General features: G+C 35.9%; 30 protein-coding genes and 6 tRNA genes. 25 read left to right on the top strand and 11 right to left on the bottom strand.

Translation table 11 applies throughout. The features are described 5' to 3' along the window. Positions 1 to 207: 207 nt before the first annotated feature. The 8 genes from dnaG to CWR48_RS09250 all read left to right on the top strand — a co-directional run bounded on the left by dnaG (position 208) and on the right by CWR48_RS09250 (position 8,514). Entirely contained in the window at positions 208 to 2,022 is a 1,815-nt protein-coding gene (gene dnaG, locus CWR48_RS09285; protein WP_115772951.1) for a DNA primase, read from the top strand. Between the two features lie 31 nt (positions 2,023 to 2,053). After that, positions 2,054 to 3,169, top strand: coding sequence for an RNA polymerase sigma factor RpoD (gene rpoD / locus CWR48_RS09280; protein ID WP_115772950.1), 1,116 nt, complete (start codon positions 2,054 to 2,056; stop codon positions 3,167 to 3,169). Positions 3,170 to 3,267: 98 nt separating this feature from the next. Next, positions 3,268 to 3,816, top strand: coding sequence for a hypothetical protein (locus CWR48_RS09275; RefSeq protein WP_115772949.1), 549 nt, complete (start codon positions 3,268 to 3,270; stop codon positions 3,814 to 3,816). Between the two features lie 104 nt (positions 3,817 to 3,920). Beyond that, positions 3,921 to 4,298, top strand: a complete 378-nt coding sequence (cccA, locus tag CWR48_RS09270) for a cytochrome c550 (RefSeq protein WP_115772948.1) — start codon at positions 3,921 to 3,923, stop codon at positions 4,296 to 4,298. Positions 4,299 to 4,410: 112 nt separating this feature from the next. Further along, on the top strand, positions 4,411 to 5,130 hold the full coding sequence (locus CWR48_RS09265) for a tRNA (adenine(22)-N(1))-methyltransferase (RefSeq protein WP_115772947.1): 720 nt from the start codon (positions 4,411 to 4,413) through the stop codon (positions 5,128 to 5,130). Further along, complete coding sequence (locus tag CWR48_RS09260; protein WP_115772946.1) at positions 5,120 to 6,235, top strand: Nif3-like dinuclear metal center hexameric protein; 1,116 nt, start codon at positions 5,120 to 5,122, stop codon at positions 6,233 to 6,235. The genes CWR48_RS09265 and CWR48_RS09260 overlap by 11 nt, the downstream gene beginning before the upstream one ends. 36 nt (positions 6,236 to 6,271) lie before the next feature. Beyond that, positions 6,272 to 7,591, top strand: a complete 1,320-nt coding sequence (locus CWR48_RS09255) for a DEAD/DEAH box helicase (protein ID WP_115772945.1) — start codon at positions 6,272 to 6,274, stop codon at positions 7,589 to 7,591. Between the two features lie 29 nt (positions 7,592 to 7,620). Next, a complete protein-coding gene (locus CWR48_RS09250) occupies positions 7,621 to 8,514 on the top strand; it encodes a deoxyribonuclease IV (protein ID WP_115772944.1) in 894 nt (297 codons plus the stop codon). Positions 8,515 to 8,813: 299 nt separating this feature from the next. Here the strand turns inward: CWR48_RS09250 and CWR48_RS09245 are convergent, their stop codons facing one another. After that, positions 8,814 to 9,098, bottom strand: coding sequence for a DUF2624 domain-containing protein (locus CWR48_RS09245; RefSeq protein WP_115772943.1), 285 nt, complete (start codon positions 9,096 to 9,098; stop codon positions 8,814 to 8,816). 185 nt (positions 9,099 to 9,283) lie between these two features. Here CWR48_RS09245 and CWR48_RS09240 point away from each other — a divergent pair, with 185 nt between their 5' ends. Next, complete coding sequence (locus tag CWR48_RS09240; protein WP_115772942.1) at positions 9,284 to 9,649, top strand: hypothetical protein; 366 nt, start codon at positions 9,284 to 9,286, stop codon at positions 9,647 to 9,649. Positions 9,650 to 9,688: 39 nt separating this feature from the next. Here the strand turns inward: CWR48_RS09240 and CWR48_RS09235 are convergent, their stop codons facing one another. Beyond that, entirely contained in the window at positions 9,689 to 10,003 is a 315-nt protein-coding gene (locus CWR48_RS09235; protein ID WP_115772941.1) for a hypothetical protein, read from the bottom strand. A gap of 77 nt (positions 10,004 to 10,080) precedes the next feature. Between CWR48_RS09235 and CWR48_RS09230 the strand changes: the two genes are divergently transcribed. The 11 genes from CWR48_RS09230 (at position 10,081) to phoU (ending at position 16,964) form a co-directional block, all read left to right on the top strand. Then, positions 10,081 to 10,740, top strand: a complete 660-nt coding sequence (locus CWR48_RS09230; protein ID WP_115772940.1) for an NfeD family protein — start codon at positions 10,081 to 10,083, stop codon at positions 10,738 to 10,740. A 344-nt stretch (positions 10,741 to 11,084) separates the two neighbouring features. Continuing rightward, positions 11,085 to 11,159: transfer RNA gene (locus CWR48_RS09225), tRNA-Asn, on the top strand. 4 nt (positions 11,160 to 11,163) lie between these two features. After that, positions 11,164 to 11,240 (top strand) — tRNA-Met (locus tag CWR48_RS09220). 17 nt (positions 11,241 to 11,257) lie between these two features. Beyond that, positions 11,258 to 11,333: transfer RNA gene (locus CWR48_RS09215), tRNA-His, on the top strand. A 19-nt stretch (positions 11,334 to 11,352) separates the two neighbouring features. Continuing rightward, positions 11,353 to 11,429: transfer RNA gene (locus CWR48_RS09210), tRNA-Ile, on the top strand. A 9-nt stretch (positions 11,430 to 11,438) separates the two neighbouring features. After that, positions 11,439 to 11,531 (top strand) — tRNA-Ser (locus CWR48_RS09205). A 45-nt stretch (positions 11,532 to 11,576) separates the two neighbouring features. After that, positions 11,577 to 11,649 (top strand) — tRNA-Phe (locus CWR48_RS09200). A gap of 346 nt (positions 11,650 to 11,995) precedes the next feature. Beyond that, positions 11,996 to 12,607: a superoxide dismutase SodA gene (sodA, locus tag CWR48_RS09195; protein ID WP_115772939.1), complete on the top strand. Its 612-nt coding sequence runs from the start codon at positions 11,996 to 11,998 to the stop codon at positions 12,605 to 12,607. Positions 12,608 to 12,708: 101 nt separating this feature from the next. Then, positions 12,709 to 13,980: an MFS transporter gene (locus CWR48_RS09190; RefSeq protein ID WP_115772938.1), complete on the top strand. Its 1,272-nt coding sequence runs from the start codon at positions 12,709 to 12,711 to the stop codon at positions 13,978 to 13,980. A 59-nt stretch (positions 13,981 to 14,039) separates the two neighbouring features. After that, a complete protein-coding gene (locus tag CWR48_RS09185) occupies positions 14,040 to 16,136 on the top strand; it encodes a peptidoglycan D,D-transpeptidase FtsI family protein (protein ID WP_115772937.1) in 2,097 nt (698 codons plus the stop codon). Positions 16,137 to 16,310: 174 nt separating this feature from the next. Continuing rightward, positions 16,311 to 16,964 carry a phosphate signaling complex protein PhoU gene (gene phoU / locus CWR48_RS09180; protein ID WP_115772936.1) on the top strand — a complete coding sequence of 218 codons (654 nt, stop codon included), beginning with the start codon at positions 16,311 to 16,313 and terminating at the stop codon, positions 16,962 to 16,964. Positions 16,965 to 17,008: 44 nt separating this feature from the next. Here the strand turns inward: phoU and CWR48_RS20815 are convergent, their stop codons facing one another. Further along, positions 17,009 to 17,566, bottom strand: a complete 558-nt coding sequence (locus tag CWR48_RS20815; RefSeq protein WP_245976773.1) for a hypothetical protein — start codon at positions 17,564 to 17,566, stop codon at positions 17,009 to 17,011. 67 nt (positions 17,567 to 17,633) lie between these two features. After that, the gene (locus CWR48_RS09170) at positions 17,634 to 17,846 is read right to left on the bottom strand and encodes a hypothetical protein (protein ID WP_115772935.1); all 213 of its coding nucleotides are present in this window, start codon (positions 17,844 to 17,846) and stop codon (positions 17,634 to 17,636) included. Between the two features lie 182 nt (positions 17,847 to 18,028). Here CWR48_RS09170 and rpmG point away from each other — a divergent pair, with 182 nt between their 5' ends. The 5 genes from rpmG to CWR48_RS09145 all read left to right on the top strand — a co-directional run bounded on the left by rpmG (position 18,029) and on the right by CWR48_RS09145 (position 23,472). Beyond that, complete coding sequence (gene rpmG, locus CWR48_RS09165; RefSeq protein WP_114916753.1) at positions 18,029 to 18,178, top strand: 50S ribosomal protein L33; 150 nt, start codon at positions 18,029 to 18,031, stop codon at positions 18,176 to 18,178. A gap of 426 nt (positions 18,179 to 18,604) precedes the next feature. Further along, on the top strand, positions 18,605 to 20,155 hold the full coding sequence (locus CWR48_RS09160) for a rhomboid family intramembrane serine protease (protein ID WP_115772934.1): 1,551 nt from the start codon (positions 18,605 to 18,607) through the stop codon (positions 20,153 to 20,155). Between the two features lie 101 nt (positions 20,156 to 20,256). Beyond that, a complete protein-coding gene (locus tag CWR48_RS09155) occupies positions 20,257 to 20,463 on the top strand; it encodes a YqgQ family protein (protein WP_115772933.1) in 207 nt (68 codons plus the stop codon). Positions 20,464 to 20,465: 2 nt separating this feature from the next. Beyond that, entirely contained in the window at positions 20,466 to 21,446 is a 981-nt protein-coding gene (locus CWR48_RS09150) for an ROK family glucokinase (RefSeq protein WP_115772932.1), read from the top strand. A gap of 103 nt (positions 21,447 to 21,549) precedes the next feature. After that, positions 21,550 to 23,472: an LTA synthase family protein gene (locus tag CWR48_RS09145; RefSeq protein WP_115772931.1), complete on the top strand. Its 1,923-nt coding sequence runs from the start codon at positions 21,550 to 21,552 to the stop codon at positions 23,470 to 23,472. A gap of 52 nt (positions 23,473 to 23,524) precedes the next feature. Here the strand turns inward: CWR48_RS09145 and CWR48_RS09140 are convergent, their stop codons facing one another. The 7 genes from CWR48_RS09140 to comGC form a co-directional block, all read right to left on the bottom strand. Next, positions 23,525 to 23,695 (bottom strand): DUF2759 family protein, encoded by a 171-nt coding sequence (locus tag CWR48_RS09140; RefSeq protein ID WP_115772930.1) that lies wholly within the window; start codon positions 23,693 to 23,695, stop codon positions 23,525 to 23,527. A 219-nt stretch (positions 23,696 to 23,914) separates the two neighbouring features. Continuing rightward, the gene (locus CWR48_RS09135) at positions 23,915 to 24,157 is read right to left on the bottom strand and encodes a DUF2626 domain-containing protein (protein WP_115772929.1); all 243 of its coding nucleotides are present in this window, start codon (positions 24,155 to 24,157) and stop codon (positions 23,915 to 23,917) included. 211 nt (positions 24,158 to 24,368) lie between these two features. Beyond that, positions 24,369 to 24,764, bottom strand: a complete 396-nt coding sequence (locus CWR48_RS09130) for a hypothetical protein (protein ID WP_115772928.1) — start codon at positions 24,762 to 24,764, stop codon at positions 24,369 to 24,371. Continuing rightward, the gene (gene comGF / locus CWR48_RS09125) at positions 24,736 to 25,194 is read right to left on the bottom strand and encodes a competence type IV pilus minor pilin ComGF (protein ID WP_115773073.1); all 459 of its coding nucleotides are present in this window, start codon (positions 25,192 to 25,194) and stop codon (positions 24,736 to 24,738) included. The genes CWR48_RS09130 and comGF overlap by 29 nt, the downstream gene beginning before the upstream one ends. Next, the gene (locus CWR48_RS09120; protein WP_115772927.1) at positions 25,142 to 25,480 is read right to left on the bottom strand and encodes a type II secretion system protein; all 339 of its coding nucleotides are present in this window, start codon (positions 25,478 to 25,480) and stop codon (positions 25,142 to 25,144) included. The genes comGF and CWR48_RS09120 overlap by 53 nt, the downstream gene beginning before the upstream one ends. Beyond that, entirely contained in the window at positions 25,470 to 25,925 is a 456-nt protein-coding gene (gene comGD / locus CWR48_RS09115) for a competence type IV pilus minor pilin ComGD (protein WP_115772926.1), read from the bottom strand. The genes CWR48_RS09120 and comGD overlap by 11 nt, the downstream gene beginning before the upstream one ends. Continuing rightward, entirely contained in the window at positions 25,903 to 26,205 is a 303-nt protein-coding gene (gene comGC, locus CWR48_RS09110; RefSeq protein WP_115772925.1) for a competence type IV pilus major pilin ComGC, read from the bottom strand. The genes comGD and comGC overlap by 23 nt, the downstream gene beginning before the upstream one ends. Positions 26,206 to 26,216: the final 11 nt, after the last annotated feature.

Here is a 26,216-nt window from a genome sequence, read left to right as displayed (position 1 = left end):
TACAAGAAAGCGATATTATCACTGTTTATCAATACTTTTTAAGTAGACGATTATTTTTTAAGAGCTAAAGTAGGAATAAATATGTCCATCAATAGAGGGTATTTTACAGGAAAGTAGACTATTTTTCTCTTTTTAGGAAAAAAATGTCGAAACGTGAAGGAGTTTTTAAATCTATCACGAATATAAATAATAGTATGGTGATTAGCGATGGCGAATCAAATACCTGAGCAAGTAATTGAAGAAGTACGTAAATCGAATGATATTGTTGACGTGATTGGTGAGTACGTGCAATTAAAGAAACAAGGTAAAAATTACGTTGGACTTTGCCCATTTCATGGAGAAAAGACGCCATCATTTTCCGTTACACAAGAGAAGCAGATTTTTCATTGCTTTGGCTGTGGAAAAGGCGGCAATGTTATAACCTTTCTGATGGAAATGGAAAACTACTCCTTTCAAGAAACAATAAAGGTATTAGCAAGTAAAAGTGGTATAACGCTTCCAGTAACAAGCATTCAAAACGAACCAACAATTTCCAATGATAATCAGAGTGTTTTATCTGCTTATGAATGGCTTACTAAACTTTATCATCATTTACTACGCTATGCAAAAGATGGAAAGGAAGGGTATCAATACTTTAATGATCGAGGGATAAGTGACGAGGCAATTGATATATTTCAATTAGGCTATGCACCTAATTTGAAGGACTTTACTGCCGAATTTTTAAATAAGAAGGGATTCAACCAAGCAATCCTTGTAAAAGCAGGTTTACTTTCTTTACAAGATGACAATAGTGTAACTGACCGATTTAGAGGAAGAGTGATATTTCCTATCCGCAATAATGTAGGAAAAACGATTGGTTTTGGTGGTAGAACCATTTCTGGTGGAGAACCTAAATACTTGAATAGTGCGGAAAGTGAACTATTTCAAAAAAGTAAATTACTTTATAATTTTGATTTAGCTAAGAAGCATATCCGTAAAGAAAATGAAGTTATCCTATTTGAAGGATATATGGATGTTATTTCAGCATACCAGGCAGATATTAAAAATGTCATTGCCACACTTGGTACTTCATTAACAGAAGGACAGGCTAAGCTATTGAAACGCTACGTCGACACGGTGATTATTTGCTATGATGGCGACAAGGCAGGACTTGAGGCCACCTACAAAGCCGCTAATCTGTTACGTAAAGTTGGCTGTCAAATAAAAGTTGCAAATTTAGAGGATAATATGGATCCCGATAATTTCATTAAAATGCATGGTGGAGAAGCATTTAATAATGAAATAATCCAGGCAAGTGACACGTATATTAGCTTTTATATGCGATATTTAATGAAAGATTATAACTTAAGTCTTGAAGGAGATCGCATAAACTATATTGAAGCCATTGTAAAAGAACTTGCAATGATTGAGAGCTCGGTAGAGAGGGAATATTATTTACAACAGCTTAGTAAAGAATATAACATTTCCATTGAAACGCTTGCAAGTGAAATAGAAAGACATCGGCAACATAAAGGTGTACAACAGGATAAGAGCGAGAAGAACAGATATACTAAAAGGGCAATTAACAATCGTCATCATAAAAAAATGCTTCCAGCGTATCATAATGCAGAAAGAAAATTATTAGCTTATATGTTGCAGGACGGATATATTACAGAAAAAGTGCAAGATGAAATCGGCGCTGGGTTCAATGTTGATGCACATAAAATTATTGCTACTCATTTATATGCTTTTTATGAATCTGGACATTCGCCAGACGTTAGTGTATTTATTGAAAATCTAAGGGAGCAGGAATTAAAGCAGCTTGTAACAGAAATTGCGATGGCTCCTGTTGAAGATGAAATAAGCGATAAAGAAATCAATGATTACATTCGAATTATCCATTCACAAAATAGTGATATCGTTAGTATTCAGTCATTAAAAGAGCAACAGAAGCTGGCTGAACAGCAGAAAGATCCACTTAAAGCAGCGCAAATTGCAATGCAGATTATTGAAATTCGCAAACAATTGAAGAACATAAATTAAATTTTTACTTAGTCTGGAAGGAGGGGGACTCATGGCTGATAAAAAGCCTTCACAAACAAAAGAGACTGCCCAAACATTAGAGCAAGCTAAAGAACAATTACTTGAGATGGGTAAAAAACGTGGAACACTTGCATATGAAGAAATAGCTGACCGCTTGTCCAACTTTGAAATCGAACCTGATCAAATGGACGAATTCTATGAGTACCTGGGAGAACAGGGTGTAGAGGTAATTGGTGAATCTGAAGAAGATCCGAATATGCAACAAATCTCAAAAGAAGAAGAAGTGGACGTTAACGATTTAAGTGTTCCCCACGGGATTAAGATTAACGATCCAGTTCGGATGTATTTAAAGGAAATAGGAAGAGTAAACCTACTATCTGCAGCAGAAGAAATTGAACTTGCTACTCGAATTGAAGCTGGAGATGAGGAAGCAAAACGACGACTTGCGGAAGCAAATTTACGACTTGTTGTAAGTATTGCAAAACGCTATGTTGGTCGTGGAATGCTATTTCTAGATTTAATTCAAGAAGGAAACATGGGATTAATTAAAGCAGTTGAGAAATTTGATTATCAAAAAGGCTTTAAGTTTAGTACGTATGCAACTTGGTGGATTCGCCAGGCAATCACACGTGCAATCGCCGACCAAGCAAGAACGATTCGTATTCCTGTTCATATGGTGGAAACGATTAATAAATTGATCCGTGTTCAACGTTCACTATTACAGGATTTAGGTAGAGAACCGACGCCTGAAGAAATTGGGGAAGAGATGGAGCTTAGTCCAGAGAAGGTTCGCGATATTCTTAAGATTGCGCAAGAGCCTGTTTCTTTAGAGACCCCAATTGGTGAAGAAGATGATTCTCATTTGGGTGACTTTATTGAAGACCACGAGGCTATATCGCCATCTGATCATGCAGCATATGAACTCCTAAAAGAGCAATTAGAAGATGTGCTGGACACCTTAACAGATCGTGAGGAAAACGTCTTACGTCTCCGCTTTGGACTTGATGATGGACGTACTAGAACATTAGAAGAAGTAGGGAAAGTATTCGGTGTTACAAGAGAACGTATCCGTCAGATTGAAGCGAAAGCACTTCGGAAATTAAGACATCCGAGTCGTAGTAAACGTTTGAAAGACTTTTTGGAATAAAATCCTGAGCATAGTCACTTGAGTATTTCTATGCTCAGTGGCTTTTTTCAGTAGTTAAGAAAGTAACGTGCGATGCTACTCGTATTGGGGTGAAAGCGATGGCAGATAATGAACGAATTGCTATCATTGTCAATGAAGTTAAATACTGGAAAGCACATAAATTATTACCAGCAGCGCAATGTGATTTTCTTCTCGCATTATATACGAATGGTGCTAACATTACGGAAGAACAAGAAATCTTCACGGACAATAAGAAGCGAGTCAATCTTAACTTGATTATACAAGGAATTTTATTAATTTTACTGTTACCGTCTTCTTTCCTTGTTCTTTATTTTACGAAATTTCAACCTGGATTGCAACTCGGCATTCTAATTCTTTTTCTAAGTTTTGCAGCTTGGGCATTTGGATCTCGTCGAAAAACGAAGGGATTCATACAACAGCTCGCAATAGTGATTGGTTTGTTCATTGTATTATTGCTGGCGGTATTTTTAAGTGATTTATTTTTTTCCAATCAGCCTATATTGCAATATGTAATCCCATTAAATTTTGTTGGATGGTTCATGATCGGCCGTAAGTTAAGGATACAATACTTAACAATAACAAGCGTTTTTCTTTTGTTTTTTTCAATTATTTACTTTACACTATAAATTATCATAGGATAAACCTTTAAACTAAATGGATTTTCGAGTAAACTATAGGTAATGTTATTTTTAGATACATAATCATGGGGAGTACATAAGGAGGAAACGTAATGAAAAGAAATCCATTTATACCATTTGGTATCATTGCGATTATTGGGGTACTTGCGGTAGTTATCTTCTCATTCGTTGGTATAGACCAGCGATCGGATAGACAGGCTGCAGAAGAGGGTCGGACAGACCAGACAGAAGGCACTGGTGGAGAAGTATTAACAGACCCAGAAGAGATTTTCCAAAAAAACTGTTCTGCTTGTCATGGGGCTGATTTATCTGGTGGCATGGGACCAGATTTAACTGCAGTTGGTTCGAAACATTCAGCTGAAGAGATTATTACAATTATTCACAATGGTACAGGGCAAATGCCAGCACAAAAACAGGTTGCAGATGAGGAAGCAACCTTACTTGCCGACTGGTTAAGTGAAAAGAAATAACAAGTAATTTCAATGCTGTGGGATTATGTTCCCATGGCTTATTAAGAAAAATATATTTTGTAAGCTTTCTGGAATAAACAGAAAGCTTTTCTTTTTCAAGAAGGAGAACGAAATGACGCAAACACTAAATTTATCGAAACGATTAACAATGGTAACTTCCTTTTTGCCGAAAGGTGCGGCTTTTGCTGATATTGGTTCCGACCACGCCTATTTACCTTGCTATGTTTGTTTAAAGGACCAAACAGCTAGAGCGATAGCAGGTGAAGTGAATGAAGGACCATATCAAAGTGCATTAAAAACGGTTAGTCATTATCATTTAAATGAAGCAATTGATGTGCGATTAGGTAATGGTCTACAAGTATTAAATGAACAAGATAAAGTGGATCAGATTGTGATTGCCGGTATGGGGGGAGCATTAATAAAATCCATTTTGGAGGAAGGTCAAACCAAATTAGATAATGTTACGCGTATTATTGCCCAACCAAATATTGATGCTCGTAATGTTAGAAAATGGTTTGTTGATAATAACTTTATCATTACAAGTGAAACGATTGTGGAAGAAAATCAACATATTTATGAAATTATTGTTGCCGATAAGAAAGAGAATGGCACTTTAATTCGTCAGGATTTTACGAAGCAGCAATTGCTATTTGGACCAATGTTAATGGAAAATAAAACAAAAGCATTTTATGATAAATGGAAGAGTGAATATGAAAAGACTAAACGGATTATTGAGCAAATAAAGAAAGCAACAGTCATGGACAAGCAGAAGCTCAACCAATTTGAGGAAGAACTACTGTGGATAAAGGAGGCACTAGAAAATGAAGCGTGAATACAAGAATAATGATATTTTTCATGTGATTGAAGACTGGGCCCCAAAACATTTAGCATATGATTGGGATAATGTTGGCCTGCAAATTGGATCATATAATAAAGCAGTAAAAAAAGTGATGATTACCCTCGATGTATTAGAATCTGTTGTTGATGAGGCAATTGAGAAAAAAGCTGATTTAATTATTGCTCACCACCCACTGTTGTTTAACCCGGTAAAGCGGATTAATTTGGATACCCCTCAAGGTAGAACCATCCACAAATTATTAAGCCATCAAATTACAGTTTACGCAGCCCATACGAATCTAGATGCGGCAAATGGTGGTGTAAATGATATGCTTTGTGATTTACTGGGAATTCAATCAAGAAAGAATTTGATTGAAGTGAAAAGTGGAAACCTGTATAAAATTGCTGTATATGTGCCAATATCACATGCTGATGACGTTAGAAATGCTATGTCAGAGGCAGGTGCAGGACATATTGGTGATTATAGTCATTGTACGTTCCAAGCGAAAGGTAAAGGGACATTTAAACCTCTGGAGGGGACAAATCCATATATTGGCACAAAAGGCGAATTAGAGTTTGTTGATGAAGTTAAAATAGAAACAATCGCGCAAGAAGAACGCCTTACAACTATAGTAAATCAATTGATTGCAGCGCATCCATATGAAGAAGTAGCCTATGATATTTTTCATTTGAAAAATGAAGGAGAAGCGTTTGGGATTGGACGGATTGGCACACTATCCGCTACAATGAAACTCCGAGATTTATGTGAACATGTGAAAACAACATTAGAAGTCCCGAACATGAGAGTGATTGGCGATTTGGATAAACAAGTTCGGAAAATCGCAATCTTAGGTGGAAGCGGTGAAAAATATATTCATTTGGCACGTCAAAATGGAGCAGATGTATATATAACAGGGGATATGAGTTTCCATGTTGCCCAAGATGCATGGCAAATGGGCTTGCAGGTGATAGATGCAGGGCATTATATTGAAAAAGTAATGAAACAAGCGACAAAACTGTTTTTGGAAAAAGAGCTTGATAACGATTTGATCGAAATTATTACTTCGGAAACAAGTACAGAACCATTTCAATTTATTTAATTACTGGGTAAAATCCCAAAAGGAGCAATATTATTTATGAATAATAGTGAGTTTAATCAATTTTCGTTTCAGGAATCAACGATGGATGTCGTTCGTAAACTAAATTTTACCGAGCCAACCGAAGTACAGAAGAAGGTAATTCCTGCGGTATTAAAAGGACAAAGTGTGGTTGGACAATCACGAACAGGTTCAGGTAAAACCCATGCATTTTTACTGCCGTTATTTGATCGGCTTGATGTGAGCAAGCGTACCGTGCAAATGGTGATTACAGCACCTACTAGGGAACTTGCAACACAATTACATGATGAAGTAAAGAAAATCATCCAGTATGCTGGTAAAGAGGGGATATGGCTATCTAAATTACTTGTCGGTGGTACCGATAAGCAGAAGATGATTGAGAAGCTCAAGGAACCACCACATATTATTGTCGGAACACCTGGAAGGATTTTAGATTTAGTAAAGGAAGAGGCATTATCAATTTATTCGGCGGAATCCTTTGTAATTGATGAAGCAGACTTAATGCTTGATTTAGGATTCATTAATGATGTTGACCAATTATTAATTCGTTCGAAGAAAGATATTCAATTATTAGTATTCTCAGCAACCATCCCAGAGCGGTTGCAGCATTTCTTCAAGAAATATTTAGAAAATCCATTACATGTAAAAGTATCGGATCATTTCTCGCCAGAAACAATGGAACATCGACTCATTGCCTTGAAACATCGGAAAGAAGCAGATGTAATTGTCGAGATATCGAAAGCAATTCAACCATATCTAGCAATCATTTTTACCAATGGTAAACAGCTTGCAAATGAATTAGCTGCATCCCTACAAGAAAAAGGCATGGATGTTGGCTTAATTCATGGTGGATTAACACCGAGAGAACGAAAGAGAGTGTTGAAAGAAATTCAAAACCTTAGGTATCAATATATTGTTGCAACCGATCTAGCAGCCAGAGGGATTGATATAAAAGGGGTTAGCCATGTCATTAACGCGCAAATTCCGAAAGAAGAGGAATTCTATATCCATCGAGTTGGAAGAACCGCGAGAGCAGGCATGGAAGGAACAGCAATCAGTCTATATAATGAATCTGATTTAAAGCTAATCGGGAAATTAGAAGAGAAAGGCCTTACTTTCACTTATGTTGATGTTAAAGATGGCGATTGGGTGGATGCAAAGCCATGGAATGAGCGTCATTTACGAACGAAGACAACAACGAATATTGAAAAGGAAGCATGGAAACAAGTAAGAAAAGTAAAAACGGTTAAACCAGGATACAAGAAGAAAATGAAGCGCCAACAAGAATCCATTAAGAAACAATTGGGTAGGAAAGCAAAATTTAATCGCGGGAAATAACATCTAAATCAGTTAGGAGAGGTTTAATCATGTTAAAAATAGGATCACATGTGTCAATGAATGGCAAAAAAATGTTGCTTGGTTCCAGTGAAGAAGCAGCATCCTATGGTGCAAATACGTTTATGATTTATACTGGTGCACCGCAAAACACGAGAAGAAAACCAATTGAAGAATTAAATATCGATGCAGGTAGAGTGCATATGGAACAAAACGGATTGTCAGATATTATCGTTCACGCACCATATATTATTAATATTGGCAATACAACGAAACCAGAGACCTTTGAACTCGGTGTTAACTTTTTGCGTAGTGAGATCGATCGTACTGCAGCAATTGGTGCGAAACAAATAGTCTTACACCCTGGGGCACATGTTGGAGCCGGTGCAGATGAAGGAATTAAGAAAATCATCGAAGGTCTCAATGAAGTAGTTGAGAAGGATATAGACGTGCAAATTGCTCTGGAAACAATGGCTGGAAAGGGTACAGAAATTGGCCGTTCTTTTGAAGAAATCGCAAAAATTATCGAAGGGGTAACACATAATGAGAAGCTGTCGATTTGCCTTGATACTTGTCATATTCATGATGCTGGATATGATGTTGTCAATGATTTTGATGGTGTATTAAACGAATTTGATAGGATTATCGGTGTTGATCGTATTAAGGTTGTCCATGTGAACGATAGTAAAAATGAGCGTGGGGCACACAAGGACCGTCATGAGAATATCGGCTTCGGTCATATTGGATTTAATACATTACACTATGTTGTCCATCATCCACAGCTATTAGAAATACCGAAAATTTTAGAAACGCCATATGTTGGGGAAGATAAGAAAAACAAAAAGGCCCCATATAAATTTGAAATTGAAATGCTTAAAAATGGCGTATTTATTGAAGCGTTGAAAGAGCAAATTATGAACGCATAAAGAAATACTTATTGAGGGATAACTTATAATGGTTATCCCTTTATTTTAGCTTAGGAAACTATAAAATTGGACGCTGTGGATAACTTAATTACCGAGAACAGCTACGTCCAGCTCCAGCGCCCAGCGATACCTCCCTCACCTTCGTACGATAAGTCAACATCGAACCACCTCACGTCCATGAGGCGCAGTCCGTACACAGCTCAAACTAGCTTTAAGCTTTTGTTCTCTGCGAATATCAGTGCTGTTCTCCAATTTAATCATAACCCGCAGCATGATAAACGGATGGCTTGCGTCATTTCCTATTGAAACAAATGATCTAATCCATAAGATTTTATTAAGCCGTGAAATAGCTTCTCGGCTTTTTGAGATGTGTTCAAATCCGTAATATGAGCGAGCTGTTCAAACATTTTCACTCGATCCTGTTTAATAAATGGATCGAGTGTATTTTGCTTTAAAAAGTCGATGATGCCTTTCGCTTGTGAAGGAGATAAAGAAAATCCATATTGTTTGCCGTAAAATAGAATATCATTTGTGCTAAGGTTTTTTAATCGAACTTTTACCATTTCTTTGATAAAGATTGACATAATCGCATAACTCCTTTAAAAGGATTCTACTGTACTATATGCATGCATTCTGAAAAATTAACCTGATTAATAAAGTTATTTAGGTGAAGGAAATTGGCTAGGTTGCCAAAAACTAACATCATTAGACAGAAGAAAATTCCATACACTATAACTGCACCTCAACAATTTAAAAGGAGGTCTTCTTATTGGACGAAAAAAGATTCAGATCAAGTTCAGATTTAGATGATTCGTCGAGGGATAGAGACTATAATCTTATTGACGTTGAAACGGATAGTGCTCGAAATGAGGAATTTGCTTCAGAATTCACTGCAGATGACTACGCTAGATCAGATATCGGTGAAGACACTCATGACGTCATTAGCTCGTATGGTTGGATTGGGATTGCGTTATCTGCTCTTTCCTTTTTCATGTGGCCGTTTGTGCTTGGGGCAGCAGGAATAATTCTAGGGTTTGTTTCGAGAAGTAAAGGAGCAGATGCACTAGGAAATATCGCGATTGCTGCTGGTGTCATTTCCATTATCATCACACTATTCTTTAGACCTTTTTTCTAGTGTCATACGGGAGGCTGATTCCATTCATCAGCCTCTTTTTTATTTATACAGTGGAAAGTAATAAAATGTGTTTGGTTCAAGATGATATGGATCTGCGGTCGGGTTTAATTGTTCGAAATCCGCCATGATTGTTGAAATATCTAAATTATTTATGTGGTCAATATTTATTTTTTCAGTTACAGATAAGACAGTATCACCAATTGTGATTTTCATTTGCATTATAGTATAATTGAATTGAAGAGATTGCTCGAATGTTCTTGATATTTCATGATTTGGTGTACGTTCTAGCGATAAGTCTTTATAAATACTTACACATAATAAGAAAAATAGAATATAGATCATTAATCGTTTCATAAAATTTTATAATTCTCCTTTTTTGAAACTAAAAATGAAATGATTACGTACTAATGATATAGGGGGGAGGAATTCATTTGGAAATCTTTGATTTAGTATGGATTGGTTTTGTCATTACTGGACTTGGTACCTTATTTTTAATTGGTGAAGTTTTGGTAAATGCGCGTGGTATATTTGGCATATTAGGTATTGGCTTTATTACGGTTTATTTTGGTGCATATCTTGAATCAGGCTCCTTTATTACTATGCTTATTTTATATTTCGTCGGATTATTACTCATAATTATTGACGGTAAAGTTGTGAATGATGGAACGTTAGCAACGATTGGTATGGTCATTATGTTAATTGCTGTTGCACTTGCTGCACCGAATTTAACGGCAGGATTATATTCAGTTCTGGGTGTATTAATCGGTGGGGCAGGTTCATTTCTATTCTTAAAAGTATTCAAGAAAAGAAAAATGTGGACGAAGCTTGCCTTGAAGGACCAATTAACAAAAGAAGCAGGATATAATTCGATGAACATGGATTATGAGTTGCTAATCGGGCAAGTAGGTATTACTTTAAATGATATGCGACCGGTGGGTACCATTCGAATTAATAATAAAGATTTCAGTGCCGTATCTGATGGACAGTGGATTGAAAGAAATAGCGAGGTTCGCGTTGTCGAAGTTGATGGCACGAGAATATTGGTTGAATTAGTACAAAATCAAAACAAAGAAACGGTTGGAATGGACTAAAAAGTAAGCATTTAACCGAGAACATTCGCGCTTATGATAATGTTCTCGGTTATACATAAATAAGAGGGCAAAAGGCTGTTTTTGAAAAAAATTAGCGAAAATGTAAAATTTATGTTGATTTTCGTTTTTGAAGATGATAATATAATTATTGTCGCTTCAGAGCTTCATACATAATTTGCATTTTTGAAAGAAATAAAAAAAGTGTTGACAGATTTTGAAGAACATGATAAATTTAATATCGTTGTTAATTAATAAATGCAAACATGTGTTTCCTAATTAACAAGTAATAATTGAAATATTTATCTATGTAGTACATGAATTAAGTTATAAATCATATTTATTATTCCACAGTAGCTCAGTGGTAGAGCAATCGGCTGTTAACCGATCGGTCGTAGGTTCGAATCCTACCTGTGGAGCCAAATTGGCGGCGTAGCTCAGCTGGCTAGAGCGTACGGTTCATACCCGTGAGGTCGTGGGTTCGATCCCCTCCGCCGCTACCAATTTAATTATGATTATGGCGGTCGTGGCGAAGGGGTTAACGCACCGGATTGTGGCTCCGGCACTCGTGGGTTCGATTCCCATCGATCGCCCCATAATATAACTTTTTTAAAAGGACCCTTAGCTCAGTTGGTTAGAGCTATCGGCTCATAACCGATCGGTCGCAGGTTCGAGTCCTGCAGGGTCCACCATAAAAACTCGGAGGTATACCCAAGTCCGGCTGAAGGGATCGGTCTTGAAAACCGACAGGCGGGTCAAACCGCGCGGGGGTTCGAATCCCTCTACCTCCTCCATCTTTTATTAAGGATAATCAAGCTTCAATAATTACTTTTTCTTATGGCTCGGTAGCTCAGTCGGTAGAGCAAAGGACTGAAAATCCTTGTGTCGGCGGTTCGATTCCGTCTCGCGCCATCACTTTTAAAAAACAAGCGAAATGCTTGTTTTTTTTGCTGTATAGAAAACTATAAAATTGTGGCTATGGATAACTTAATTAATGAGAATAGCCACGTCCAGCTCCAGCGCTAAAGCTGTAGCGAGACTTCCCTCACCTCCGTACGTTGCTAAACGGGCGCTTGCGCTTTTGTTCTTTTATTTACAATTAGATACTGCTGAATCATTCAACTACCAATAATCCAACAAAGTTCTGCAAATTACTTGGATATTGAGCAAATAAATTGCAACTAACAGCAAGCAGTGATAATCTACTTATTAAAGGGTTATAAATCCCTTACATTATCATTTGAGGAGGAAGATATTCATGGCAAAATTTGAATTACCAGAATTACCATATGCATATGACGCATTAGAACCAACAATCGACAAAGAAACAATGAACATCCATCATACGAAACATCATAACACGTATGTTACTAACTTAAATGGTGCACTAGAAGGATTGACAGATCTTCAAGACAAATCTCTAGTTGAGCTTATTAGTGATTTAGATGCTGTACCTGAAAGCGCTCGTACTGCTGTACGTAATAATGGTGGGGGACATGCTAACCACAGTCTTTTCTGGAAAGTTCTATCTCCAAACGGTGGCGGCGAACCAACTGGCGAATTAGCTGATAAGATTAATGCAAAATTCGGTAGCTTTGCTTCATTTAAAGAAGAATTTGCAAAAGCTGCTACAACTCGATTTGGTTCAGGTTGGGCATGGTTAGTTCTTAATAATGGAGAACTTGAAGTAACAAGCACACCAAACCAAGATTCACCACTAATGGAAGGTAAAACACCTTTATTAGGCCTTGATGTATGGGAGCATGCATACTACCTTAACTATCAAAACAAACGTCCAGACTACATTTCAGCATTCTGGAATGTTGTAAATTGGGATGAAGTTGCGAATAACTATAACGAAGCTAAATAATATAAGTTAATGAGAAAACACGCGAATCTTTCGCGTGTTTTTTTGCATATCTGACACTGAACTGCTTACACTAAGAAATATTTAAAAGGAGTAGTTTAGTTATGCGGGCAATTCGAGAATTCATTAATAGGAAAATGGATATGAATCGGGAATTACTATTATTATTAGTGATTGGTGGTCTATATTCATTAGGTATTTTTCTTTCAAATACATTCGTTAATATTTATATATGGAAACAATCAGGAGATTATGTAACGATTGCAGTATATAATTTAGCAACTTATATTTTTCAAGCATTTTCCTTTATTTTTGCTGGAAGGCTTGCGAAAAAAGTGGACCGGATCATCGTTCTTCGCTTAGGAGTTATTTTTTTAGCTTTATTCTTTTTAACTGTATTAATAATAGGGACGCATGCATCGACATACAACTTCTTACTTGGTAGCTTACTGGGAATTGGTTATGGTTTTTACTGGCTGGCGTTTAATGTATTGACATTTGAAATTACCGAGCCTGAAACAAGAGATTTCTTCAATGGATTCTTTGGGATTATGCAATCGTTTGGTGGAATGGTAGGACCATTATTAGCGGGAATCATTATTTCCAATATGAAAGCAAATGTTGGGTATACAACCATTTTTACGATTTCCTTGTTCTTATTCATTTGCTCCGTGGCAATTAGTTTTCTGCTTAAAAGAAGAAGCGCAGCAGGGAGTTACCAATTTGTTCAAGTATTAAAAGAAAGAAAACATAATAAAAATTGGCAACGCATTTTAAATGCCCATTTTTTTCAAGGATTGCGCGAGGGAGTATTTGCATTTATTATTTCGATTTGGGTGTTTGTATTAACACAAAGCGAATTTGCTTTAGGGATATTTAATTTATATCTTTCAGGGATATCCATTATCCTCTATTTTATTGCGACGAAATATATCAAACCAGCTTCAAGAAAAAAGGCAATTCTGATTGGTTCAATTCTCCTTTGTATCTCTAGCTTCATTTTTCTATTTCCAATTGATTTCAAGTTTCTAATCCTATATGCGATTATTATTGGTATTGCATATCCAATTATTAATGTCCCGTATGTATCAATGACCTACGATGTAATCGGAAATGCACGTAATGCTAAAGAACTACGTATAGAATATATCGTTGTACGTGAATTATTTTTAAACGGGGGGAGAACCCTTTCTATTGCAATTTTTATCCTTGTAGCACATCTTTATACTGCTGTAAAGGTGATTCCAATCATACTTGTTGTATTTGGTACGGCACATCTTGTCATCTATCTATTTGTGAGGAATATTTACTTAGGAAGTAATAAAAAAAGAGAAATTTTAATTAAAGAGCAAATAACAGACGAAAAAGATCGCTAAATATGGTAAAATCTAATACGTAAGGGATTGGAACAGAATTTTGAAGTGGGGGAGAACCATTGGTTGACAAGAAGAAAAAAAAGAAGAAAAAACAACTCCCATTCCGTATTAATTTACTATTTTTTGCTATATTTCTCCTCTTTTCTGTATTAATTTTACAGTTAGGGGTCGTGCAAATTTTAAATGGGGAAGCATATCAGGATGAGATAGATCGTACCATACAAGATACAACAAAAATACCTGTACCAAGAGGGAAAATTTTCGATCGCAACTATAATGTTGTTGTTGATAATGAGCCAGTATACTCCATCACATATACCCCTGCAAAAGGAATACAGGCAAAGGAAAGACTTGATGTGGCAAAGAAATTAGCCGAATACATTACAATGGACAGCGAAGAATATATAGATAAAGTTACAGACCGAGATAAACGAGAATATTGGTATTTAGAAAATAAAACCAAAGCGGATGAACGTTTAACTGAGGAAGCAAAAGCTGAAATGGACAATGCGGAAGTATATAATGCTACCCTTGATCTAATAACCGATGCGGAAATAGCGAATTACGCTAAACAAGAATTGGAAGTAATGGCGATAAAGAAAGAATTGGATAAAGCATATTCGTTAACACCGCAAATTGTCAAAAATAAAGATGTAACCGCGGAAGAATATGCACAAGTTTCCGAGCATCTTAGTACATTACCCGGAATAAATGCAACAACCGACTGGAATCGTAAGTATGCATACGATGGGACTATCAGCAGCATTTTAGGTTCCATTACAAGTCAAAAAGAGGGAATTCCAGCTGAACAGGAACAATATTATTTGACAAGAGGATACAGCAGGAATGACCGTGTTGGAAAAAGCGGATTAGAACAATATTACGAGGATATTCTCCGAGGAAGAAAAGAACAAATTGAATATACGACAACAAAAGATGGTGTGGTTGTTGATTCAAAAACGATTGTTGAAGGGCAACGTGGGAAAGATTTAGTTTTAACAATTGATATGGATTTTCAAGAAGAGGTACAGAAGATTGTACGAGAAGAGCTACAAACTGCAATCAGTAAGTTCCCATATCAAAATCGATTCTTAGAGGATGCACTTGCGGTTGTAATGAATCCGCAGAACGGTGAAATATTGGCAATTACTGGACAGCATTATAATCGCAAGGAACAAGAATTTACGAATGATGATTATCGAACACTATATAATGCCACTGAGCCTGGATCGGCTGTAAAAGGGGCAACAATTCTTGCAGGATATGAATCAGGGGTTATTACACCAGGTCAAAGGTTTTATGATAGACCGATTCAAATAGGATCGGGAGGCCCATGGAAAGGGTCATGGCAAAACCTCGGATCTGTTGATGACCTTGATGCATTAAGAATGTCATCTAACGTATACATGTTCTATATTGCTTTAAGAATGGGTGGAGATTATCGTTCCCCATATCCAAACGGAAGTAATACATCATTGGATGTTCAAGCATTTCAACAAATGCGAAATTACTTCTGGCAATTTGGTCTTGGAGTTAAAACAGGTATTGATTTTCCATATGAAGCAACAGGATATGTAGGACCAGATCCACGTGCAGGGAACCTATTGGACTTTGCTATTGGTCAGTATGATACGTATACAACGATGCAGCTGGCACAATATGTTTCGACAATTGCAAATGGTGGATATCGTGTGCAACCACATTTTCTAAAGGAAATTCGCGAGCCTATCGCTTCACAAGAAGAAGTTGGACCGGTATATCAAAGCAAAGGGACAACAGTACTAAATAAGATTGAAATGGAAAATATCGAAAGGGTTCAAGAAGGTTTCCGGAGAGTCTTTCATTCTCCAGGCGGGACAGCAGTTAGCTACTTTAGCGATAAAGCATATACTTCAGCAGGGAAAACCGGGACTGCTGAGACAGAGCGTTATGATGAGAATGGCAAGGTAAACACTGAAAACCGAACATTAGTAGGGTATGCACCGTTTGAAGATCCAGAAATTGCCGTTGCCATTGTCGTTCCTGGTTTGGGGATTGTAAATACTCAGCATCAGATTAATAATATTATTGGCGAACGAATATTTGACACCTATTTCGAAATGAAGGAAAACGGAGGAAATCTGAACAGAGATAACAATGCTGAACAGAGCGAGTAAAAAGAGTGATGAAAGGCCTAAAATGAATCCATTTTAGGCCTTTCATTCTTGATATATAGCATTATCATTTCCATTTTTATAATTTATATGATAAACTTAGTTTAAATTAAATACATTAATTAGTTGAATATTATGGATTTTATAATGTATGAATAGTGGAGGGGCTGACAAAAATTGGGTACTCGTGATCAATTCCAACAAGAATTACAAGAACTTGATAAAAGCATTATTGAACTGGCTAGAGATGCAGGGAATGCGTTAACAACAGCAATTAATGCTTTATATAATCAAGATTCAGACTTAGCAGAACGCATCATTGCGGAAGATATTAAAATCGATCGGAAAGAATTAGATATTAATAATAAGGCAATTTTACTTATTGCTAAACAACAGCCGGTTGCAACCGATCTTCGAAGAATTATTATCGTCTTACGAATAGTAACAGATATTGAAAGAATGGCGGATAACGCGAAGAATATTGCTAGGTCTGCAATACATTTAGGAGAAAATGCTTCGACCTTGCCACAAGGATTGAAGAAAATGCAGGAAATGACGATAGAAATGCTAGAAGCAGCCATTCTCGCATTCCAAAAAGAAGATATTATCAGTGCAGGCAAGCTTGCGGAGATGGATGATCAAGTTGATAAATTATATCGCAAGGTTGTAAGTGAATTATTAGGTGAAACAGCAACAAATCCTGATAAAATTCAATTTGTTATGCAGGTCTCTTACTGTGGTAGATATATCGAGCGATTTGCAGATCACATCACAAATATAGGTGAAAGCATCTTGTATTTAGTGAAAGGTGAGAACTTTAATCTAAACTAAAAGCAATAAGGTAGAAAAGTTTTAGTCCTTTTCTACCTTATTGCTTAATTTGTTATTGTTTCTGCTAATTCATAAAAACTCATGGCACTTGTTACTTGGTGTGTTCCCATTCGCACTTTTAGACTATAATCATGCTCCTCAAGGTAGCTATTGAACTCACTTGCATCATCAATAATTCCTTGCTCTTGAAGCACGGATGTGATCATGGAAGAGGGCATTCCTGGTTCGATATTCAATGTATAATTGATAATCTCTTCTTCTTGATTCACTTCAGGGGCTGTTGTTTCTTCTTTTGTTTCTGTTTGTGCCTTTTCTGTGTCTTCTTTTACAGTTTCGTCTGTATTTGCTGCATCGTCTGTATTTGCTTTGTCCGTCACTTCATCCACAGTTTTATCTTCTGCACTAGCGGTCTTAACGGAAAGCGAAATATACTCATCACTTGTTAACACGTGATAGCCTTTTTCTTTAAGTATTGGAATCATTTCTTCCGACGTTAATTCATCAAGTGTATTGGAATTAGAATCAAAGAAATACATGCCAATGGCCATGATAATTCCAGCTGTTAGCAGGCCGATTGCAAAAGTACGTACAGTTTTTTTCATTACTATTTCCCTCATTTATTCATTAATTATCCCGCATGAAAACCTATCATCATTTAAAACTCAAACATTATTTCCTAGTCATATCTTCCGTTAGATCACTTGGCAATAACTCTTCTTCAAGAACTTTGATCTTCTTCTGTAATTGGTATGTATCCTTCATATTTGTCATTGATAATTGTTCTACTTGACGTTCAAGTTCCTCGAATCTATCATTCATAAAAAATGATAGAATAAATAGAACAACAGCTACTACAATGATCGTAATTACTGCATAAATCATTTGTTTCCCTCCTGTTTTTATTCCCATATTTAGTTATACCATATAATCAAGTGTGAGAAAACCTTAAAATATTTCTAACTGATTGTTGATTGTTTTAAAAAACTCTGGTATTATAATAAAAGTCTGTAGAATAATTTCTAAACATAAGACATCGTTAGATTTAATAGTTTGGAGGGAAAATCATGCGCGTAAACGTTACTCTTGCTTGTACTGAAACAGGAGATCGTAATTATATTACGAAAAAGAATAAACGTAATAATCCTGAACGTATTGAGCTTATGAAATATAGCCCACGTCTAAAAAAACACACATTACATCGTGAAACGAAATAATAACCATGAATAAACTCTTATCTTCTTATTGGATAAGGGTTTATTTTTATATTAAATTGCAACATTAATTGGTACCTCTCAACAGGTTGTTGCAATAAATAGATAAAGTGCGAACTAACTCGGGATGATATTTGCTTCCTTGGCTGTCGCTCCAGAAATACACTTCACTGGGGATACTGCAAAATCTAACGACAAAAGAATGACAAACCCACTAAATATCGAGGTTGATTGTAGACAAATAGTGAAGACTCATGTGTGATTAGCACCGTATATCCAGATTCAAAATCATAATTGCCACTAGTTCGCACTTTATATCAATTGCGAATATCACATGTATCATTTGGGACGGCAGTATTCTTTTTTTATTAGTCTTAAATTTAACAATTGATGTAATTTTGTTATGATGGTTTATAAGGAAGGTGACGTATGTTTTTAAAAGAGCAATATACCTTATATCAAATTGCAAATCATTTCTTGGAAGAGGAACAGTTTAATATCTTGACAATAAATGAAAATGCGGAAGAAATCTGGTTGGAGAAGCATGAGAATAAAAAAACGATAATTATTCGACTTATCCATAACGGATTTGACTGGCAAAATCATTTACGACAAGATATTGCTCGCGTGTTTCAAACGGTGCACAATATGCAGCGGAGAATCAAAGGGAAGAATATTGAATTACATAATGTATATGTTGCAGCAAATGCACCAGTGGATGATTGGGAAAGATTAAAAAAACCGATGCAATTGAAAGAAAAACGACCAATTAAGATGAAGGTATACTATTTAGACGAAGAAAATTTTGATCAGGAGATTCAACGGTTACAAGCGAGTACGAGTGAGCAGCCTATAAATATAGATAAAGCTGCTACTGAATTAGTAATGGAAGAAGTTGTGAAAGCAAATAAACAACAGCTTATTGAATTGATTCAGCAGAAGAAAAATGAATATCAAAATATTTTCTCGCGTAGTAAGCCGTTCTTTACTTATTGTATCATGGTTATCAATGTGCTTCTCTTTATTTTACTGGAGATGAATGGTGGAAGTACGAGGATTGCTACGTTAATCGAATTTGGTGCGAAGTACAATCCGGCCATTTTAGAAAATAATGAGTGGTGGAGAATCATTAGTTCTACGTTTTTACATATTGGCATTCTTCATCTGATTATGAATATGCTAGCAGTGTACTATTTGGGAACAATTGTTGAGAGAATTTTTGGCCGCTGGCGTTTCCTCCTCATTTACTTCTTAGCCGGAATTGGTGGTGGACTTGCTAGCCTAGCATTTACGGTTAATGTTTCAGCGGGTGCATCGGGTGCGATTTTTGGATTATTCGGTGCTCTATTATTCTTTGGTTTGATTTATAAACGTATTTTTTTCCAAACGATGGGATATAATATCTTATTAATTCTTGCCGTTAATTTGATCTTTGGTTTATTTGTGCAACAAATTGATATGGCAGCACATTTAGGTGGACTTGCAGCAGGTTTCATCGCCTCTGCAATTATTTATTTACCGAAGAAAAGCAGCATTTCCAAGCAATTAATTGCAACGAGTGTCTATCTAATAATGCTAATAGTCCTTGTAATTTGGGGATATGAGAACAATAGTCAAAAGCAGGCATATCAATTGATGGTTGCTGAGGATTCGCTACAGCAAGAAAATTATCAAGATGTTGTGGATTCTACTACGCTTGGACTTAATCTACCAGGAGATTTACAAGGTATATTATTATTTCATAGGTCCTATGCATATATCGAGCTAAATGAGATTAATTTAGCAATAGCTGACCTCGAGAAGAGTCTTAATTATGAAAAACTGCCAGAATCCTATTACAATTTAGCAATTCTTTACTATAATACTGGTGAACTAGGAAAAGCAAAAGAAAATATTGTACGGGCATACGAGTTGAATCCTGATAATGAAGAATCTGCAGAAATATATGAATTAATAACGGGAGACTCACCTAAAGAATGAGGCAGAAGGTATTCTGTTTCATCCTTTTTATTTTCTCATGTATATGCGGATTAGAATATCTTATTTTTTAAATCGTTGGTATAATAGGTATGGTGAGTATAATGAAAAATGTTTATGATGTGCAGCAAATACTTAAAAAATTCGGTGCCTTTATATATAGTGGTGATCGAATTGGCGATCTTGAATTAATGGAGATGGAGATTGATGATCTATTTCAAATGCAATTTATTGAGAAAGATCGCTATCTTCAATCGAAACTTATATTAAGAAAAGAAAAAACAAGGCTATTAAATAAAGGGGCGAGATGAGCATGGAGAAAGAAATACTTGTAGGAATAGATATCGGTGGGACAACGGTAAAATTAGGTTTTATTAATGCCCAAGGTGACATATTAGAAAAATGGGAAATCCCAACGAACATAACCAATGCTGGTAATGCAATTTTAGATGATATTTGGAATTCTATAAATAACAAATTAGCGCAAGGAAACCTGGATAATGGTACGATACTCGGTTTAGGTGTTGGAGCACCGGGCTTTATCGATTCGAAAACAGGTTATGTTTATGAAGCGGTTAATATTGGCTGGAGGGATTTCGATTTAGCACAAAAGTTAAAAGAGAAATCGGGTTTGCCTGTCTTTTTAGAAAATGATGCAAACCTTGCTGCACTAGGTGAGAACTGGATAGGCGCTGGTGAACAAGCGAAAGATATGATTGCGATTACACTTGGAACAGGTGTAGGTGGTGGGATAATTGCTAATGGTTCAGCATTAAATGGTGTGAATGGCATGTCTGGCGAAATTGGTCATATTACAATTGACCCGAGTGGCTATCAATGTAATTGCGGGCGTAAGGGCTGCTTAGAAACCATTGCATCTGCAACAGGTATCGTTCGCCAAGCAATGGATTATATAAAGTCACATACTGACAGTGGCTTAGCGGTATTTTATCAGGAGAATGGTAAATTAACAGCAAAAGATATCTTTGATTTAGCAAGTCAGGGAGATGCTGGATGTGAAGAAATTGTGAATAGCACAACCGATATCCTCGGACTGACAATCGCCAATATGTGTACATTAATCAATCCATCGATGGTATTAATTGGTGGAGGTGTTTCTAAAGCAGGTGATCAGTTGTTGACAAAGATTACTGCATCATTTGAAAAACATGCACTGAAAAGAATACGAGAAGCTTGTGAAATTAGAATTGGCAAATTAGGGAATGACGCTGGAATTATTGGTGGTGCATTTCTAGTACAGCAAAAACTCCAACGTTTAGATTCTAAGCAATAATTATCAAGAAGAATCCTATTAGCAAGAAGGGAAAGAGATAAGAAGTAAAGCGTTAAATCTAAGTATACGTCTTCAGTGACAATCGTTTTAGGAGGCATTATGTATGGAGCTTAAAAGAACCAAAGTACCATTATATGCAATATCTATGGTACTATTTGGTTTAAAAACGTATCTTGTTTATCGATTTATGTTTACCATTGAACTCGATAATTTTTTGCAAGAGATAATTTTATTTATCAATCCTTTTATAACTGCATTTCTTCTATTTGCAATTAGTATCTGGTTTCAATCGAATGAAAAACAGATGAAATATCTACGGTATTGTTCGTTATTCGCGTCCATCATTATTTTTGCAAATCTAGTATTCTATCGTCAATTTGATGATTTCATTACGATTCCATTATTATTTCAAGGTAGTAATATGGCAGACTTAGGATCTAGTATTCTTACATTAATAAAAGGATATGACGTATTTATATTTACGGATGTTATCATCATTTGGATACTGAGTAAAAGAAATGTGGCTACACGTTCTGTAAATTATAACTACAGAAAGAAAGCTGCTACATTTTCGTTATCCTTATTATTACTGGCAACAAATTTCTTGATTGCGGAGTCATCTCGCCCCCAATTATTTACTCGTGGATTTGATCGTGAATACTTGGTGCGAAGTGTCGGTTTATTTAATTATCATGTTTACGATCTGATTGTTCATTCTACATCAGAGAGCAAGCGTGCGTTTGCAGATGAAAACGAATTACTTGAGGTTCAAAAATATATTGACAAAAATGTTAAACAAGATGAGCAGTCAGACCTGTACGGTGTGGCAAAAGGGAAAAATATTATCTTTATTAATGCGGAATCTTTACAGCAATTCGTAATAAATAATAAAGTGAATGGGGAAACGGTAACTCCATTTTTAAATCAATTAATTAGCGATGAAGACACCTATTATTTTGATAACTTCTATGAACAAACAGGGCAGGGGAATACATCAGATTCAGAGTTTTTAGTGGAAAATGGATTATATCCTTTAGATCGTGGTGCAGTTTTCTTTACACATGGTGCTAATGCGTATCATGCAATTCCAGAAATAATTGATGATGCAGGTTATGAATCCTATGTCTTTCATTCCAATAATAAGAGCTTTTGGAATCGAGATCAAATGTATGACAGTTTAGGTATTGATTATTTCTATGGGGAAGAAGCATATGAAGTAACAGAGGATAATTCAATCGGCTGGGGACTTAAAGATAAGCAATTCTTTGAACAGTCGATTCCATATTTACAAATGCTGGAACAACCTTTTTATGCGAAGTTGATTACGTTAACCAATCATTTTCCTTTTGATATGGATAAGGAAGATATGTCGATTGAAGCGTATAGCTCAAATTCCGATACGTTAAATAATTATTTCCCTGCAGTTCGTTACATGGATGAGGCGCTTGAGGACTTTTTTGAGGAAATGAAGGAAACCGGATTATATGACCATTCGATTTTTGTTGTCATGGGGGATCATATCGGTATTAGTGCCAATCATAATGAAGCATTGAGTATGTATTTAGGTAAAGAAGCAATTACACCAATTGATCAAGTAGAACTACAGCGTGTGCCATTCATCGTCCATATTCCTGGTACCGGAAATGGAAGAGTTATATCGGAAGTATCAGGGCAAATCGATGTCAAGCGGACCTTACTAAGCTTAATTGGTATCGAAGCAGGGGATGATATTCAATTTGGCAATGATCTCTTCGCAAATGATCGGAAGGGCTATGTTGCACTAAGAAATGGCGACTTTATATCTAAAGACTTCATTTATACTACAGGTGCTTGCTATTTACGTGAAACAGGGGAACAGATTGGGGCAAGTGATGTAGAAGATTACGTAATATCAGAAACGGATAATAAACGACTAGATGCGTGTAATGAAATAAGTGAGAAGGTAACAACAGAATTACGACTCTCAGATGAATTGATTTATGGAGATTTATTCCGCTTTATTAATTTTGATATAACAAAAAGCTAACCGATGATGGTTAGCTTTTTGTTCGTAGGCTTTAGTATAAAAAACAATAGGATTAGCCGGTAATCTCAGAAATAATGGTAGCAATGGAGAAAAATCCAAATGCCAATGCAGTAAGAGTCGAAAAAGCAAGTGCGAAAAGATTTTTATATTTCAGCTGACGAATGACGGATATAACGGCAAGTAATGCAACAAGTAAAAATATAATCCCTAAGACAATATGCATGAATCTCATGCCTCCTTAAACGCTTTCTTTTCAAATTAATTCATTATTCATATGTATATAATTATTCTATATTTATTGTATAGCAATCCATTGGTCTTGTCGAGCAATAATACTTAACAGTACATATGACCATTAATACATACAATGCCAATTGAAAATATTCCTAAGACAGGGAAGACTCTGTAATTTGCCTTTGCCCAGACACAGAGTCTTGTGATCTTAGTGACCGAATCCAGGAACAAGAATAAATTCCGAATACCATGTGAAACCAACCATGAAAACTGTAAGGTAAGCCCCGAATAAATACATATACATTCGTTCAGATAATTTCAAATAACCTAATGTAAAGAAAAATACCGTTTGAACTAGGGATAATACTGCCGCTGGGATCATCTCACCTACGTAAAACATGACTGTAAAAATACTTGTCCAAAAGCCAAGCATACGAAACACACGATCCATGTCTTTCCCCCCTTTATATTTGGATAGCGTTATCACAATAATTATATATGAGGAATTTGCAATTGTAAATGAATCCCCACTAACAATTGCAAGATTTGCTATAAAAGTGCAAATTTTAGCCGGTTTTACTATGTATAATAGATCACAAAAGTTAAGATGAGATTGCAATGTTGATTACCACTCCAGACCATGTATATCCGGAGCGGTATGATCAATTGCTTATTGCTTTGAGATGGTCGTTGTTAATGACCAATGTATTTGCTATCGAGTAGTGTTGATTATTATTTGTTGTAATGTCAATATTTAATTCATGTACTTGATCGGTGCTTCTAATTATGGTGATTTTTACCGTTCCATCGGGAAAAAGGTAAGTTGTTACTGGTTTTGGTAAACCATGTTCCTTCATCTCTTGTTTAAACTTCTCGCGTTGCATTTGAAATAGTGTTTCGATTTTCACTTGTTCGATTTGATTCTCTGTGAGCTGAAGATCATTGCCATACATCATGATATTTGTCGTTACAATAATAAAAACGAGTGAAGTGATAAATAACACGTAGGGCAGGATAAACCCGTTTTCATTATTCGTAAAAGATAATTCTTTTATCATATGTGTTCCCTTCCAATGTAGTTACATTAATTTTGATTCCATATGGATCTTCAAAAAAGGTCAGGTCTTGTACATCTCGAAGAAAAATTTCATGCCCGGTTCCATCCACTTGCCTTCGAATAAGTGATTCATACTTTTCAATTGTTGCAATTGCTTGTTGATTATTAATCTTTTGCTGCAAATGAAGCTTGCCATTTGCAATGTACATCCCAGTAGATTTTACAACCTCATCTCGAACAAATTGAAAAAATTGATAGACTGAAATTTCTTCGTAATTCGATTGACTTGCTGTCGCTTTTAGTAAATAGCCAGTAAATGGTAATGTGATTGAAAGGATAGCAATCGCAAATAGCATCGAAATAAATGTAAATCCATGTTCATGATGCATGTATTCCGTATAAACAAATCGTTTCTTCTGCATATTTAACATTTTGCCAAATGGCACATCCTTTCAAATAATGATCTTCATTTGCAAACTGAAATGCTACTTGCTGGTCGTTGACGTTTTTCGTAAATTTACTAGAAGTTTCTGAAGTAGCACTCCATAAAAATGGTTGCATCTCATCATGTAAGGTATGAACGATGATTCGCCGGTCGCTTAATCGTTGCTGCTCTTTATTTAATGTGGAAATTATCGGTACAATTGTTGTAATGACAGACATCAGAATAGCAGAAGCAACAATCACTTCAATCAAAGTGAAACCGTTAGCCTTCATTGATGTGAAACCTCCCTTTTCCAAGAGGGAATACTAAAAGATACTTTTTATTTCCCACTCTCATTGCAATCGTACGCGGATTAATCATGGAACCGTAGTTATTAAACATAATTGTATCATCTCCACGATAATCTATTTGAAAGCCTGGAGGATACTTCCTTGTAGCAAGCACAGAATTCGTACCTTGTAATATGTTATATCTCTCATCGTAAAATCGAATACGAATCAACTCTTCTTTTGTCGTTGTAAAATTTTGGACCAATAATATATCATATTCTAGTAGCTCAATGAATTTCGTTGTTTGTACTTTCTCAATGCTGCTTTTATTTATCGGTACGATTAAGAGCAGCATAATCGAAATAATCGCAAGTACCATTAACATCTCCAGAAGTGTATAACCTTTAGTATTATCCAAATGCCGTTTATGGCCGGTTAACTTTTCCATTTGATACACTCAATACTGTTTTATTTGGGCATGTTTTTTGATCTTCTGTAATATAGTCACCGTCTACTAACACCTTTATGTCTGTTGCAAGCTCTCTTTTTTCAATATAATATGCATCCGCTTGGGACTGGACAAGTGCGACGAGTGCATCACAGCCTTTATTAGTGACCTCAGCGCTACGTCCACTCAAGTTTGGAACAATCAAGATAATTAATACGGTAATGATCATGAGAACGATTAACATTTCTATCAATGTAAAACCCCGATTATTAGTAAACATTGGATACTCTC

Source organism: Oceanobacillus arenosus (assembly GCF_003369575.1).
Taxonomy (GTDB): domain Bacteria; phylum Bacillota; class Bacilli; order Bacillales; family Amphibacillaceae; genus Oceanobacillus; species Oceanobacillus arenosus.
This window is presented reverse-complemented; position numbering and strand designations above follow the sequence as displayed.

Bases quoted from the DNA above. Each gene is read 5' to 3' on its own strand.
- dnaG (WP_115772951.1), top strand. From the start codon at position 208: ATGGCGAATCAAATACCTGAGCAAGTAATTGAAGAAGTACGTAAATCG.
- rpoD (WP_115772950.1), top strand. From the start codon at position 2,054: ATGGCTGATAAAAAGCCTTCACAAACAAAAGAGACTGCCCAAACATTA.
- CWR48_RS09275 (WP_115772949.1), top strand. From the start codon at position 3,268: ATGGCAGATAATGAACGAATTGCTATCATTGTCAATGAAGTTAAATAC.
- cccA (WP_115772948.1), top strand. From the start codon at position 3,921: ATGAAAAGAAATCCATTTATACCATTTGGTATCATTGCGATTATTGGG.
- CWR48_RS09265 (WP_115772947.1), top strand. From the start codon at position 4,411: ATGACGCAAACACTAAATTTATCGAAACGATTAACAATGGTAACTTCC.
- CWR48_RS09260 (WP_115772946.1), top strand. From the start codon at position 5,120: ATGAAGCGTGAATACAAGAATAATGATATTTTTCATGTGATTGAAGAC.
- CWR48_RS09255 (WP_115772945.1), top strand. From the start codon at position 6,272: ATGAATAATAGTGAGTTTAATCAATTTTCGTTTCAGGAATCAACGATG.
- CWR48_RS09250 (WP_115772944.1), top strand. From the start codon at position 7,621: ATGTTAAAAATAGGATCACATGTGTCAATGAATGGCAAAAAAATGTTG.
- CWR48_RS09245 (WP_115772943.1), bottom strand. From the start codon at position 9,098: ATGTCAATCTTTATCAAAGAAATGGTAAAAGTTCGATTAAAAAACCTT.
- CWR48_RS09235 (WP_115772941.1), bottom strand. From the start codon at position 10,003: ATGAAACGATTAATGATCTATATTCTATTTTTCTTATTATGTGTAAGT.
- sodA (WP_115772939.1), top strand. From the start codon at position 11,996: ATGGCAAAATTTGAATTACCAGAATTACCATATGCATATGACGCATTA.
- CWR48_RS09190 (WP_115772938.1), top strand. From the start codon at position 12,709: ATGCGGGCAATTCGAGAATTCATTAATAGGAAAATGGATATGAATCGG.
- CWR48_RS20815 (WP_245976773.1), bottom strand. From the start codon at position 17,566: ATGAAAAAAACTGTACGTACTTTTGCAATCGGCCTGCTAACAGCTGGA.
- CWR48_RS09170 (WP_115772935.1), bottom strand. From the start codon at position 17,846: ATGATTTATGCAGTAATTACGATCATTGTAGTAGCTGTTGTTCTATTT.
- rpmG (WP_114916753.1), top strand. From the start codon at position 18,029: ATGCGCGTAAACGTTACTCTTGCTTGTACTGAAACAGGAGATCGTAAT.
- CWR48_RS09160 (WP_115772934.1), top strand. From the start codon at position 18,605: ATGTTTTTAAAAGAGCAATATACCTTATATCAAATTGCAAATCATTTC.
- CWR48_RS09155 (WP_115772933.1), top strand. From the start codon at position 20,257: ATGAAAAATGTTTATGATGTGCAGCAAATACTTAAAAAATTCGGTGCC.
- CWR48_RS09150 (WP_115772932.1), top strand. From the start codon at position 20,466: ATGGAGAAAGAAATACTTGTAGGAATAGATATCGGTGGGACAACGGTA.
- CWR48_RS09145 (WP_115772931.1), top strand. From the start codon at position 21,550: ATGGAGCTTAAAAGAACCAAAGTACCATTATATGCAATATCTATGGTA.
- CWR48_RS09140 (WP_115772930.1), bottom strand. From the start codon at position 23,695: ATGCATATTGTCTTAGGGATTATATTTTTACTTGTTGCATTACTTGCC.
- CWR48_RS09135 (WP_115772929.1), bottom strand. From the start codon at position 24,157: ATGGATCGTGTGTTTCGTATGCTTGGCTTTTGGACAAGTATTTTTACA.
- CWR48_RS09130 (WP_115772928.1), bottom strand. From the start codon at position 24,764: ATGATAAAAGAATTATCTTTTACGAATAATGAAAACGGGTTTATCCTG.
- comGF (WP_115773073.1), bottom strand. From the start codon at position 25,194: ATGTTAAATATGCAGAAGAAACGATTTGTTTATACGGAATACATGCAT.
- CWR48_RS09120 (WP_115772927.1), bottom strand. From the start codon at position 25,480: ATGAAGGCTAACGGTTTCACTTTGATTGAAGTGATTGTTGCTTCTGCT.
- comGD (WP_115772926.1), bottom strand. From the start codon at position 25,925: ATGGAAAAGTTAACCGGCCATAAACGGCATTTGGATAATACTAAAGGT.
- comGC (WP_115772925.1), bottom strand. From the start codon at position 26,205: ATGTTTACTAATAATCGGGGTTTTACATTGATAGAAATGTTAATCGTT.